Source organism: Intestinimonas timonensis, assembly GCF_900626145.1.
Lineage (GTDB): Bacteria > Bacillota > Clostridia > Oscillospirales > Oscillospiraceae > Intestinimonas > Intestinimonas aquisgranensis.
Genome location: NZ_LR130816.1, coordinates 328,292 through 341,315, shown reverse-complemented (window position 1 = coordinate 341,315; position 13,024 = coordinate 328,292). Strand labels below are relative to the sequence as shown.

8 protein-coding genes are annotated in these 13,024 nt (G+C 66.8%); 2 read left to right on the top strand and 6 right to left on the bottom strand.

From position 1 onward, the window contains the following. Positions 1–6 precede the first annotated feature (6 nt). Positions 7–1,272 carry a putative DNA modification/repair radical SAM protein gene (locus tag E0E29_RS01750; RefSeq protein ID WP_130848370.1) on the bottom strand — a complete coding sequence of 422 codons (1,266 nt, stop codon included), beginning with the start codon at positions 1,270–1,272 and terminating at the stop codon, positions 7–9. 172 nt (positions 1,273–1,444) lie between these two features. Between E0E29_RS01750 and E0E29_RS01745 the strand changes: the two genes are divergently transcribed. Together E0E29_RS01745 and E0E29_RS01740 are read left to right on the top strand one after the other, a co-directional pair. Further along, positions 1,445–2,581, top strand: coding sequence for a sensor histidine kinase (locus tag E0E29_RS01745; protein ID WP_130848369.1), 1,137 nt, complete (start codon positions 1,445–1,447; stop codon positions 2,579–2,581). Beyond that, positions 2,578–3,291 carry a GNAT family N-acetyltransferase gene (locus E0E29_RS01740; protein ID WP_242622336.1) on the top strand — a complete coding sequence of 238 codons (714 nt, stop codon included), beginning with the start codon at positions 2,578–2,580 and terminating at the stop codon, positions 3,289–3,291. Before E0E29_RS01745 ends, E0E29_RS01740 begins: the two co-directional genes overlap by 4 nt. A gap of 60 nt (positions 3,292–3,351) precedes the next feature. On the opposite strand, the gene E0E29_RS01735 is transcribed toward E0E29_RS01740, so the two are convergent. The 5 genes from E0E29_RS01735 to secA form a co-directional block, all read right to left on the bottom strand. Then, positions 3,352–3,822, bottom strand: a complete 471-nt coding sequence (locus tag E0E29_RS01735) for a hypothetical protein (RefSeq protein ID WP_130848368.1) — start codon at positions 3,820–3,822, stop codon at positions 3,352–3,354. Positions 3,823–3,833: 11 nt separating this feature from the next. Beyond that, positions 3,834–7,535, bottom strand: coding sequence for a phosphoribosylformylglycinamidine synthase (locus E0E29_RS01730; RefSeq protein WP_130848367.1), 3,702 nt, complete (start codon positions 7,533–7,535; stop codon positions 3,834–3,836). 48 nt (positions 7,536–7,583) lie between these two features. Continuing rightward, complete coding sequence (locus tag E0E29_RS01725; RefSeq protein ID WP_130848366.1) at positions 7,584–9,116, bottom strand: ABC transporter substrate-binding protein; 1,533 nt, start codon at positions 9,114–9,116, stop codon at positions 7,584–7,586. A gap of 77 nt (positions 9,117–9,193) precedes the next feature. Continuing rightward, positions 9,194–10,003, bottom strand: coding sequence for a peptidoglycan editing factor PgeF (pgeF, locus tag E0E29_RS01720; RefSeq protein ID WP_130848365.1), 810 nt, complete (start codon positions 10,001–10,003; stop codon positions 9,194–9,196). Positions 10,004–10,228: 225 nt separating this feature from the next. Then, the gene (secA, locus tag E0E29_RS01715; protein WP_130848364.1) at positions 10,229–12,997 is read right to left on the bottom strand and encodes a preprotein translocase subunit SecA; all 2,769 of its coding nucleotides are present in this window, start codon (positions 12,995–12,997) and stop codon (positions 10,229–10,231) included. Positions 12,998–13,024: the final 27 nt, after the last annotated feature.

The following is a 13,024-nucleotide window of genomic DNA, read 5'->3' as shown; positions in this document are numbered from 1 at the left end:
CTCCTTTCAGGTGGCGGGGGAGAAGAGGGAGAGCTGACCGGGCAGCACCTTGGCACTGCCGCCGGGGATGGGGTCGGCCAGGCGGAAGAAGAGGTCCTCGGGCTGGAGCCGGGCGGCGCCGGGAACGGTGCGGCCGGAGCAGGTGAGGAAGTACTGGGCCCGCTTGAGGACCACCCCCAGGGTCTTGAGGCCCTCAAAGGTGAGGGGGCCCACCCGGCGGGCGGCCAGCACCCGGCGGGCGGAGGTCACCCCCATGCCGGGCACCCGGAGGAGGGCCTCGTAGTCTGCCCGGTTCACGTCCACGGGGAAGAACTCCGGGTGGCGGAGGGCCCAACAGCACTTGGGGTCCAGCCGGGGGTCGAAGTGGGGGTGGGCCTCGTCCAGTAGTTCCCCGGCGTCAAAGTGGTAGGACCGCAGCAGCCAGTCGGCCTGGTAGAGCCGGTGCTCCCGGAGAAGGGGCGGCCGGAACCCCTGCCGGGCGGGGAGCAGCTTGCTGTCGGATACCGGCATGTAGGCCGAGTAAAAGACCCGCTTGAGCCGGTAGCGCCGGTAGAGCCCCTGGCTCAGCCGCAGGATCTGGAGGTCGGTCTCCGGGGTGGCCCCCACGATCATCTGGGTGGACTGGCCCGCCGGGGCAAATTTCGGGGCGTGGCGGTACCGGGCCAGTTCCTGTCTGGAGACGGCAATGCCGTCCCGGATCTGCTCCATGGGGGTCAGAATGGCCTCCTTGGTCTTGTCGGGGGCCAGCAGGGCCAGACTGCGCTGGCTGGGCAGCTCGATGTTGACGCTCAGCCGGTCGCACAGCAGCCCCAGTCGCCGGGTGAGGAGGGGGTCGGCGCCGGGGATGGCCTTGGCGTGGATATAGCCCTGAAAGCCGTAGGTCTCCCGCAGCAGGGAGAGGACGGCGATCATCCGCTCGGTGGTGTAGTCAGGGTCCCGGAGGACGGCGGAGGAGAGGAAGAGCCCCTCGATGTAGTTCCGGCGGTAGAAGCCCAGGGTGAGCTCGCACAGCTCCTGGGGGGTAAAGGTGGCCCGGGGCACGTCGTTGGACCGGCGGTTGACGCAGTAGGCGCAGTCGTACCGGCAGCGGTTGGTCATGAGGACCTTTAGGAGGGAGATGCACCGGCCGTCGGCGGAAAAGGAGTGGCAGCACCCCGCCGGCAGGGTGGAGCCCAGGCCGCCCCGCCCGCCCCGGCTCACGCCGCTGGAGGTGCAGGCGGCGTCGTATTTGGCGGCGTCGGCCAGGATGGTCAGCTTGTCCAGGAGCTCCATATGGGTCCCTCCGAAATCGAACATTTGTACTATTATGATAGCACGGGAGCGGAGGACCGTCAACCGGAAAGAAGCACCAGGGGCGGCGGAAAAGTCCGGTCCATGGGACTGCGCTTGCCTCATCAGGCGGCAGCGGGTATAATGGGGACACGACTGCGAAAGGCGGGATGATATGGACAGGCGGTATGACCGGCTGAGGGGAAAGCTGCTGCTGCGGGCGGCGGCGGGGGCCCTGGGGGCTCTGGCCATCACAGTGGTCCTGTGGAGGGTGGCCGACAGCCTGTGGGGCCAGGCCATGGCCCAGGGGACGGAGCGGCTGTGCCTGGACCTGTTCGGTATGGAAGAGGAGACCGCCCAGGGAATGTACCAGCGCATCTTCCGGGAGGGCTGGCTCTACTGGGTGGCCGGCCTGGGGGCGGTCTACCTGCTGGGCGCCTTTTATGCGGTGCTGGGGAAGGTCACCCGGTGGATGGACCAGATCGGCGCCACCGTCCACCAGGTGGTAGATGAGACGGGGGAGCCGGTGTCCCTGCCTCGGGAGCTCGCTCCCCTGGAGCGGGACCTGCGGTCCATCCAGGCCAGCCTGGCTGCCGGCCGTGCCCAGGCCAAAGAGGCGGAGCAGCGGCGGCAGGACCTGGTGGCCTTCCTGGCCCACGACCTGAAGACGCCCCTCACCTCAGTGCTGGGATATCTGAACCTCCTTCACGACGACCCCGGCCTCACGGCGGAGCAGCGGGCCAAATATACCGGCATCGCCCTGGACAAGGCCAACCGGCTGGGGGAGCTCATCGGGGAGTTCTTCGACATCACCCGCATGGACTTCGCCACCCTGGGGGAGAAGGGGGAGCTCATTCAGCTCTCCCTGCTGCTGGAGCAGCTCTCCGACGAGTTCTACCCCGCCTTTGCCGAAAAGGACCTCACCTGCAAGTGCGACATCGCCCCCCGGCTCACGGTGCGGGGGGACGCCGACAAGCTGGCCCGGGTCTTTGACAATGTGCTGCGCAACGCGGTGAGCTACAGCGCCCCCGGCGGCGAGGTGGAAATCCAGGCCACGGAGCGGGAAGGCTGGGCCGAGATCGCCATCCGCAACCAGGGCCTGGAGATCCCGGAGCAGGAGCTCACCAACATCTTTCAAAAATTCTACCGGCTGGACCAGGCCCGGTCCACCCGCACCGGCGGGGCGGGGCTGGGACTGGCCATCGCCCGGGAGATCGTGGAGCGCCACGGCGGCACCATCCGGGCGGAGAGCGATGGCAAGCGGACCAGCTTTGTGATCCGGCTGCCACTGGCTGAGGAGGGGGAGAAGTGACTGTGGAGCAAATGGAACAAGCCCAGGCCTGGCTGGAGCGGGACAGCGTCCTCCACGCCAATATGCTGGAGGTCCTGCGCCGGGGCAGCGCAGATGCGCTGATTGCAGAGGAGAGGGGCGTCCTTCTCCACGACACCGGCTGCGGGGCCTGGATGCTGGCGGCAGAGCCGGACGTAGCGGAGGACTTCCTGGACCAGGTACCGGAGGGGTGCGACCTCTTTGTGGGCCACGATATGGCGTATTTTGACCTGGCCAGGGCCAGGTTTGGACTGCCGGAGCGGGAGATCTGCTGGTCGGCGGCCTACCTGGACAAAGTGTCCCTGTCCGTCCCTGCCTTCGGCGGGGAGCTGCGGCTGCTGGACCGGTCCTGGGCGCCCTGGGTGCTGGCGCATTACAGCCACACCTTTGCCGATCTGGACTACATGGAGCGGGCGGCGGACCGGGGGATCATCGGGGCCTTTGTGGAGGGACAGCCCGCCGGCTTCGTGGGCTTCCACGACGAGGGGAGCATCGGTATGCTGGAGGTGCTGCCCGCCTACCGCCGCCGGGGCCTGGGAGAGGTCCTCCAGCGGGCGGCCATCAACCTGGCTCTGGAGCGGGGACAGATCCCCTTCGGCCAGGTCATTGACGGGAACGAGGCGTCCTTGTCCCTCCAGCGGAAGCTGGGCATGGCGGTCTCCAAAACCACTCTATTCTGGCTCATGGGATGATTTGAATACAAAAACGCCCTTTCCGGCGCCCTACGGCGCCGGAAAGGGCGTTTTTTCTGTTTATTTCCCGGCCAGGAGCTTCCAGAGCTTCTTCTGGTTGGGCATCATCCGCCGGGGCGGGGTCTGCCTGGCGTACCGCTGGGCCAGATCCCGCTGGGCGTCGGGGGAGAGGAGGGGGGCCAGGGGCAGGCCGTGACCCTCCAGAGCCACCAGGGTGAACTCCTCCGGCGGGGAGGCCGGCTTGGGGTAGAAGAGGAGCCGCTCCAGTCCCCGGAGGGCGGCCGCCTGGGCTTCCGGTCCGGGCTGGGCCTGGACGGCCAGGGCCAGGGCGGCCACATGGTCGGAGAGCAGGGGGACGTATTTGTCCATCAGGGCGTCCAGGCCGGGGTGATAGCTGTGGCCGGAGAAGAGGTTGGAGAGGGCACCACGGGTGTCCTCTGCCTGCCGGGCGTCGGGGAGGGCCTCCAGAAGGGCGTCGTAGCAGTCCTCCAGGGCCTTCAAGGCCTCAGAGGGGGTAAGTACCGTATCCATGGCAGAGCTCCTTATGCGAAGTAGGCGGCGCCGCTCTCAAAGATGGGCTGGAACTTGTCGCCGGGGATGTTCTTGGCCAGGAACTCGCCCCGGCGCTCGGAGTGGCCCATCTTGCCGAAGACGCGGCCGTCGGGGGAGAAGATGCCCTCGATGGCGCAGAGAGAGCCGTTGGGGTTGGCGGAGATGTCCATGGAGGGGACGCCGGAGAGGTCCACGTACTGGGTGGCCACCTGGCCATTGGCGATGAGGCGGTCCAGCAGGGGCTGGGGCGCCACGAACTTGCCCTCGCCGTGGGAGATGGGGATGGCGTGAAGGTCGCCCACCTGGCTCTTGAGCATCCAGGGGGAGCGGACGCTGGCCACCCGGGTGGTGACGTACCGGCTCTGGTGGCGGCCGATGTCGTTGAAGGTGAGGGTGGCGCACTTGTCGTCCATGGAGGGGCGGATCTCGCCGTAGGGCACCAGTCCCAGCTTGATGAGGGCCTGGAAGCCGTTGCAGATGCCCAGCATCAGGCCGTCACGGTTTTTGAGCAGGTCGTGGACGGCGTCGGTGAGGCGGGGATTCCGGAAGAAGGAGCAGATGAACTTGGCGGAGCCGTCGGGCTCGTCGCCGCCGGAGAAGCCGCCGGGGAGGACGATCATCTGGGCGCTGTGGATGGCCTCCTCCAGAGCCTGGGCCGACTGGGACAGGAGGTCAGCGTTGAGGTTGCGTACCACCACGATCTCCGGCTCGATGCCGGCCCGGAGACAGGCCCGGGCGGTGTCGTACTCGCAGTTGGTGCCGGGGAAGACGGGGATGACGGCCTTGGGACGGGCGGTCTTGCTGCGGCACACGGCGGGAGAGCGCTCGGCGCAGCTGAGGGTGGGCACGTCACCGGCGGCGTCGGTGCGGGTGGGGTAGATGCTCTCCAGCACGCCCTCGGAGACGGCCAGAAGCTCGTCGATGGGGGCGGAGTCGTTGGGCAGGGAGACGATGGGCTCATTGGAGGTGTAGCCCAGCAGGGTGGCGCCGGGCACGGGGCCGTCGCACTCGGCCACGATGGCGCCGGGGGTGGTGATCCAGAAGGGGTCCCGCTCCAGCCGGGCGTCGGAGGTGAAGCCGATGCGGTTGCCAAAGGACATCTTGATGACAGCCTCGGCGCTGCCGCCGGCGGTGACCGCCCAGGCGGCCTTCACGTGGCCGGTCAGACACAGCTTGTGGAAGTCCATCCACAGGGCCTTCAGGTCGCCGTAGTCGCCGCTGAACTTGGGCTGGAAGAGGTAGACCGGGTGACCGGCCTCCTTGAACTCAGGGGTGATGACGTTCTGGGCCTTCTCTGGGGCGATGGCGAAGGAGATGAGGGTGGGGGGCACGTCCAGACCCAGGAAGGAGCCGGACATGGAGTCCTTGCCGCCGATGGCGGCCACGCCCAGGCCGATCTGGGCGGTAAAGGCGCCCAGCAGAGCGGCGAAGGGCTTGCCCCACCGGACGGGGTCATTGCGCAGCTTCTCAAAGTACTCCTGGAAGGAGAGGTAGGCCTTGGTGGGGTCGCAGCCGGCGGCCACCAGCTTGGCCACCGAGTCGATGACCGACACGCCGGCGCCGTGGAAGGGGTCCTTCTCCATCCAACGGGGGCGGAAGCCCCAGGCCATGACGGAGCAGGTGTCGGTCTCGTGGCCGGGGTCCACGGGCAGCAGGGCGGCCATGGCCTGGGTGGGGGTGGTCTGGGTCTTGCCGCCGAAGGGCATGAGCACCGAGGCAGCGCCGATGGTGCCGTCAAAGCGCTCACCCAGACCCCGCTGGAGGCCCAGGTTCAGGTCGGAGCACAGCTCCCGCAGGCCGGCGCCGGCGAAGGGCAGGCCCAGCTCCGCCGGGGGGACCACCACAGTGGTGTGCTTGTCGGCGCCGTTGGAGGAGAGGAATTCCCGGGACAGGTCGGCGATGACGGCGCCGTTCCAGTGCATGACCATCCGGGGGGACTCGGTGACGGTGGCCACCACGTAGGCCTCCAGGTTCTCGGCGCTGGCGGCGGCGATGAAGGTGTCCACGTCGCCCTCGGCCACCACCACGGCCATACGCTCCTGGCTCTCGGAGATGGCCAGCTCGGTACCGTCCAGGCCGTCGTACTTTTTCCGCACGGCGTCCAGATCGATGTCCAGGCCGTCGGCCAGCTCACCCACGGCTACGCTGACGCCGCCGGCGCCGAAGTCGTTGCACCGCTTGATGAGCCGGGTGACCTCGGGGTTGCGGAAGAGGCGCTGGAGCTTGCGCTCCTCGGGGGCGTTGCCCTTCTGGACCTCGGAGGCCATGGTGTCCAGGCTCTTGAGGTCGTGGCTCTTGGAGGAGCCGGTGGCGCCGCCGATGCCGTCCCGGCCGGTGCGGCCGCCCAGGAGGATGACTTTGTCGCCGGGGGCGGGGCGCTCCCGGACCACGTTGGCGGCCGGTGCGGCGCCCACCACGGCGCCCACCTCCAGGTGCTTGGCCACGTAGCCGGGGTGGTAGATCTCGCTGACCAGGCCGGTGGCCAGGCCGATCTGGTTGCCGTAAGAGGAGTAGCCCGCCGCGGCGGTGGTGCACAGCTTCCGCTGGGGCAGCTTGCCCTCCAGGGTCTCGCTCAGGGGGGTACGGGGATCGCCGCAGCCGGTGACACGCATGGCCTGATAGACATAGGACCGGCCGGAGAGGGGGTCACGGATGGCGCCGCCGATGCAGGTGGCCGCGCCGCCGAAGGGCTCGATCTCAGTGGGGTGGTTGTGGGTCTCGTTCTTGAACATGAGGAGCCAGTCCTGGGCTTCCCCGTCCACATTGGCGGTGACGTGGACGGAGCAGGCGTTGATCTCCTCACTCTCGTCCAGGTGCTGGAGGACGCCCCGCTTCTTGAGGACCTTGGTGGCGATGGTGGCCAGATCCATGAGGGTCTCGGGCCGGGCCTTGGCCTTCTCCTCGCCGTAGACCTCCTTCCGGGCGGCCTGGTAGAGGTGGTAGGCCCGCGTCACCTCGGGGGAGAGGAGCTCCACGGAGTCGATGTGGGTGGAGAAAGTGGTGTGGCGGCAGTGATCGGACCAGTAGGTGTCCACCAGCCGCAGCTCGGTGATGGTGGGGTCACGGTCCTCCTCGCCCTTCATGTAGGACTGGAAGAAGGTGAGGTCGGCCAGGTCCATGGCCAGGCCATACTCCTCCAGCACGGCCTGGAGGCCGGCCTCGTCCAGATCACGGAAGCCCTCCAGCACCTGGACCGACTGGGGGATGGGGTAGGTCTGGGCCAGGGTGTCGGGCTTGTCCATGGAGGCCTCCCGGGCCTCCACGGGGTTGATGAGGTAGGAGCGCACCTTCTCCGCATCGTCGGCGGAGAGGGTGCCCAGTAGCAGGTACACGGTGGCGGCCCGGACGATGGGGCGGTCGCCGCCGGTCATGAGCTGGATGCACTGGGCCGCAGAGTCGGCCCGCTGGTCGAACTGGCCGGGCAGGGCCTCCACCGCCAGCACGGTGTGGGTCTCCTGGGGCAGGGGACAGGTCTCGTCGTACACCGCGTCCACCTGCGGCTCGGAGAACACGGAGGTCCGGGCGGCGGCGTAGACCTGGGCCGTCACGCCCTCCACGTCGTAGCGGTTGAGCACCCGGAGCCCGGTGAGACCCTGGATCCCCACGGCCTCAGTGAGCTCCCGGCACAGAGCCCGGGCGGCTCCGTCAAAGCCCGGCTTTTTTTCCACGAAACAGCGAAATACGTCTCCCATTGGTGGTTCCTCCCTCATGATATATATCTATCAGGTAACGGCGCCGGGTCAGGACCCGAAGCGCCAGTTCTCTATGCCGTAGAAGGGGTTCTGCTGGGTGGGGGTGAGGCCGGTGACCGCCCCCCACTGGGTGAGCACGGACTGGCTCTTGAAGCAAAGGGTGGAGAAGGGGACCTGGGTCTCGAGGTCGGTCCACAGGGCCTGGGCGGCGGTTTTCCGGGATGCGCCGGAGGACGCCTGCCAGGCGGAGAGGAGGGTCAGGGTGTTGGCGTTCCAGTAGCCGCTAAAGTTCAGAGCGCCGCCGGCGGTGAGGAGGGGGGCCGGGTCAAAGTCGGCGGACAGGGCGGCCGCCCCCAGGTAGAGGTCGAAGGAGCCGGCGGTGAGGGCCTGCTGGTACTCGGTCCAGGAGAGCTTTTGGAGCTCCACCTGGACACCGGACTTGGTGAGTTCCCCGGCTAGGTACTCTGCCACCGATACACGGAAGGTGTTGTCGGTGTTCACCACGAAGGTGAGGGAGAGGGGCTGCCGTCCCTGGTACAAGAGACCATCCTCCCCCTGAGCATAGCCCGCCTCCTCCAGGAGTTGGGCAAAGACCTGGGGAGAGTAGTCCCGCCGCTGGGCCAGGGTGTCGTCGTAGTCGGCGCAGTCCGGGTGCAGAGGCAGCGTGGCGGCCTGGGCGTGGCGGGAGTAGAGGGCCACCGCCACGGTGTTCCGGTCCCAGGCCCGGTCCAGGGCTCGGCGGACGGCGGCGTTGGCGCAGGGGCCTTTTTGGCAGTTGTAGCCGATGTAGACCATGGTGGTGGTGGGGTAGTCCCACACCGCGTGGTCGCCGGCAAAGCCCAGGGTGCTGGTGCCGGTGAGGTCGGCGGTGACCAGAGAGATCTCCTCGGTGTCGAAGGCGGAGATGAGGTCGTCGGCGGCCTGGATGGTCACCAGGGGAATGGTCTCCGCCGGCAGGTCCAGGTTCCGCCACCAGTCGGTCCGGGCGGTGAGCGCGGCGCCCCCGTCGGTCTCGGTGAGCCGGTAGGGACCGGTTCCCACCGGCACCTCGTCGGAGCCCGCCTTGACGATGGGAATGTCCAGCAGGGCGGGCAGAGCGCCGTTGGGGGTGCTCAGGGTGATCACCACGGCGCCGTCCTGCTCGGCAATGGAGGCCACGTCGTCCAGCCGCCCGGCAAACCGGGATTGGGGGCTCTGGGCCAGCTGGAGGGAGGCCACCACATCGTCGGCGGTGAGGGCGGAGCCGTCGGAGAAGGTGACGCCGCTGCGCAGGTGGAAGGTCCAGGTGAGGCCGTCCTCGCTGACGGCGTAGCTCTGGCACAGCCGGAGCTGGGAGGAGAAGGTCTGGTCCAGCTCAAAGAGGCCCTCCCAGATGAGGCCCGCCAGGGCCACGTTCACCTTGTCGGTGCTCAGAATGGGGTGGAGGCTGGCGGTGGTGCGGGGGAGGGTAAAGACGGTGCTCGCCTCCTCCGCGGTCTCCGGCGTGGGGGAGGGTGTGGGGGTGACCTCCGGCGGAGGGGCGCCGCAGCCGGAGAGCAGGACCAGCGCGAGGACCAGCGCGAACAGTCGGGATGGTTTCATAGGCGGCTCCTGATGAGTGATAGGTATGGAAAAGAGCGAAAAGTGGAGAACAATATCCCTCTTTTCGCTCTTTTGAGTTATAAAAGCTGAATGACGGCAGCCTGGCTGCCACGGACGCCGCCGGTGATCCGGTGGGACCAGTACTTCTCAGGCAGGCAGGCAGTGCAGTCGGCGGTGACAGAGATGTGCTCGGGGCGCAGGCCGACGCGCTCCAGACGTGTGGCGTTGATGCCCTTCAGGTCCACCTTGAACTTGCCGTTCTCGATGGGGGAGAGGAAGGGGGTGGCACGGACGCCCAAAGCGGCGGTCATGGCGTTTGGGACGTCCTCGTGGGTCTCAAAGCAGCACCGGGAGATGCCGGGACCGATGGCGGCAAGAATATCCTCCGGACGGCAGCCGTAGAAGGCCATCTTTTCCACCGCACGCTCCACGATGCCGGCGGCGGTGCCGCGCCAACCGGCGTGAACGGCGGCGATGACCCGGCGGACCGGGTCGTAGAGGAGGACGGGCAGGCAGTCGGCGCTGAAGATGACCAGGGCCACGCCGGGGATGTCGGTGACCAGACCGTCGGCTTCGTAGGGCTCCTGGTCCAGCAGGCCGGCCTTGATGTCGGCGGTGGTCACGGGCCGGACCACATCGCTGTGGACCTGGTTGGTCATGGCCACCGTGCTCAGGTCGGCCCCCACGGCGGCGAAGAATCGGCGGTAGTTCTCCCAAACGTGCTCAGGGTCGTCGCCACGGGTGGAGCCCAGGTTGAGACTCTCATAGATGCCGGTGCTCACTCCGCCCAGCCGGGTGGAGAAGCCGTGTACCACCCCGCCGGCGTGCTCAAAGGACTCCGCCGACAGGTAGGTGACGCCGGCGCTGATCTTGTCGTGGATCTCCAAAGAGGTACTCCTTTCTGGACCGAAGAGGGCTTGTCCCGGATGCCTTGTGGTCTTACTGCTGATCGGGGTGATAATTCCCCACGGGGCAGGCCCCGTGGGGACCCCGATGATTTCATCTGCTCGGGCGAAATGAATTCGCCCGGCATCAAGGCCTTGCCTGGCGGCAAGACGCTTGGACGCGCCTAGCGGCGCGGCTCGCCTGCGCTCGCATCGGCCGCAACGACCTTACTGCTGATCGGGGTGATATTCCTTGCAGGTGCACTTCTTCCACTTGAGGCCGCTGCCGCAGGGACAGGGGTCATTGCGGCCGATCTTGACGCCCTTGTGGACCACGGGCTGCTGCTTGACGGAGCCGTCCCCGCCGCCGGAGGTGCCGGTGACCTTGGCCACCCGCTTGCGCTCCACGGTGCCCTCGCCGTTCTTGGCCTGGACACGGACGATGAACACGCGGCGCACCGTCTCCTCCTGGATGGCGGCGATCATCTCCTCGAACATCTCGTAGCCCTCGCGCTTGTAGGCCACCACGGGGTCCTCCTGGCCGTAAGCCCGCAGGCCGATGCCCTGGCGCAGCTCGTTCATGTTGTCCAGATGATCCATCCAGTATTCGTCCACCACCCGGAGCATCATCACCCGCTCCAGCTCCCGCATGAGGGGGCTGCCCAGGGCCTGCTCCTTCTTCTGGTAGATGTCAAAGGCCCGCTCCTCCACCATGGAGCACAGGTCCTCGAAGCCGTACTTCTGGAGCTCCTCGTCGGTGAGCTTGAGCTCGTCGGGCAGCAGGAACACCCCGCGGAAGGGAGCCAGGGCCTCCCGGAAGTTCTCGGCATCCATGTGCTTCTGCTCGCCCATGCGGCCGCGGATGGCGTTGTGGATGGTGGTGCGGATCATGTTCTCCATGCTGGCCTTCATGTCCTCGCCGTCCAGGACCTGCCGGCGCTGCTTGTAGATGACCTCACGCTGGGTGTTCATGACGTCGTCGTACTCCAGCACGTTCTTGCGCTGCTGGAAGTTCTTGGACTCCACCTGGCGCTGGGCCGACTCAATGGCGTTGGTGAGCATCTTCTGCTCGATGGGGGTATCCTCGTCCACACCCAGCTTCTCCATCATGCCCATGACCCGCTCGGAGCCGAAGAGACGCATGATGTCGTCCTCCAGGGAGAGGTAGAACCGGCTCTCACCGGGGTCGCCCTGACGGCCGGCACGGCCGCGCAGCTGGTTGTCGATGCGGCGGGACTCATGGCGCTCGGTGCCCAGGATGAAGAGGCCGCCCACCTCCCGGACCTTGTCGGCCTCGGGCTTGATCTCGGCTTTGTACTTGGCCTCGGCGTCGGAGAACATCTTGCGGGCGTTCAGGATGTCCTGGTTGTCGGTCTCGGCAAAGCCGGTGGCCTCAGCGATGAGCTCATCGCTGAGCCCCGCCTTTTTCAGGTCGGCCTTGGCCAGATACTCGGCGTTGCCGCCCAGCATGATGTCGGTACCACGGCCGGCCATGTTGGTGGCCACGGTGACGGCGCCGAACTTGCCGGCCTGGGCCACGATCTCGGCTTCCTTCTCGTGGTTCTTGGCGTTGAGGACGTTGTGCTTGATGCCGGCCTTCTTCAGCATGCCGGAGAGCAGCTCCGACTTCTCGATGGACACAGTGCCCACCAGTACCGGCTGGCCCTTCTCATGGCACTCCTTGATCTGGTTGATGATGGCCCGGTACTTGCCGGCTTCGTTCTTGTAGACCACGTCGTGGTGATCGATGCGGGCCTGGGGCTTGTTGGTGGGGATCTCCACCACGTCCAGGGAGTAGGTGCCGTTGAACTCCTCCTCCTCGGTCATGGCGGTACCCGTCATGCCGGAGAGCTTGTCGTAGAGACGGAAGTAGTTCTGGAAGGTGATGGTGGCCAGAGTCTTGGACTCCCGGGCCACGGTGACGCCCTCCTTGGCCTCGATGGCCTGGTGGAGGCCCTCGGAATAGCGGCGGCCGAACATGAGGCGGCCGGTGAACTCATCCACGATGATGACCTCTCCGTCCTTGACCACGTAGTCGATGTCCCGCTTCATGAGGCCCCGGGCCCGGATGGCCTGGTTGATGTGGTGGGAGAGGGTGGTGTTCTCGGGATCGGCCAGGTTCTCCAGGTTGAAGGCCTTCTCCGCCTTGGCGATACCGTTGGCGGTCAGGGTGACGGTGCGAGCCTTCTCGTCCACGATATAGTCGGCGTCCTCGTTGGGGTCCTCCTCCTCCTTGGTGTCCACGCTGGCCACCACCTTGCACTTGAGCCGGGAGACGAAGTTGTCCACGATGGTGTAGAGCTGGGTGGACTCGTCGCCCTGACCGGAGATGATGAGGGGGGTACGGGCCTCGTCGATGAGGATGGAGTCCACCTCGTCCACGATGGCGAAGGCGTGGTCCCGCTGGACCATCTCCTGCTTGTAGATGGCCATGTTGTCACGGAGGTAGTCGAAGCCGAACTCGTTGTTGGTGCCGTAGGTGATGTCGGCGGCGTAGGCCCGGTGCTTGTCCGCACCCATGACACCGTGGATGACCAGGCCCACGGTGAGACCCATGAAGCGGTAGACCTTGCCCATCCACTCGGAGTCACGCTTGGCCAGGTAGTCGTTCACCGTGACGATGTGGACGCCGCGGCCGGTGAGGGCGTTGAGGTAGGCGGGGAGGGTAGCCACCAGGGTCTTGCCTTCGCCGGTCTTCATCTCGGCGATGCGGCCCTGGTGGAGGATGATGCCGCCGATGAGCTGTACCCGGTAGGGCTTCATGCCCAGCACACGCCAGGCGGCCTCCCGGCAGGCCGCGAAGGCCTCAGGCAGCAGGTCGTCCAGGCTCTCACCGTTCTGGTAGCGGTCCTTGAACTCCTGCGTCTTGGCCTGGAGCTGTTCGTCCGTCAGGGCGGAGTACTCCGTGTCCAGGGCTTCAATTTTATCAACGATGGGGGAGATCGCCTTTACTTCGCGCTCTGAGGTGGTACCAAAGAGCTTCTTCAGCAGACCCATGTTATCGTACACCTTTCCTAATTGGTT

What these genes read in the sequence shown, in the direction of transcription:
- E0E29_RS01725 (WP_130848366.1), bottom strand. Translation starts at nt 9,116, where the DNA reads ATGAAACCATCCCGACTGTTCGCGCTGGTCCTCGCGCTGGTCCTGCTC.
- E0E29_RS01730 (WP_130848367.1), bottom strand. Translation starts at nt 7,535, where the DNA reads ATGGGAGACGTATTTCGCTGTTTCGTGGAAAAAAAGCCGGGCTTTGAC.
- E0E29_RS01750 (WP_130848370.1), bottom strand. Translation starts at nt 1,272, where the DNA reads ATGGAGCTCCTGGACAAGCTGACCATCCTGGCCGACGCCGCCAAATAC.
- secA (WP_130848364.1), bottom strand. Translation starts at nt 12,997, where the DNA reads ATGGGTCTGCTGAAGAAGCTCTTTGGTACCACCTCAGAGCGCGAAGTA.
- E0E29_RS01745 (WP_130848369.1), top strand. Translation starts at nt 1,445, where the DNA reads ATGGACAGGCGGTATGACCGGCTGAGGGGAAAGCTGCTGCTGCGGGCG.
- E0E29_RS01735 (WP_130848368.1), bottom strand. Translation starts at nt 3,822, where the DNA reads ATGGATACGGTACTTACCCCCTCTGAGGCCTTGAAGGCCCTGGAGGAC.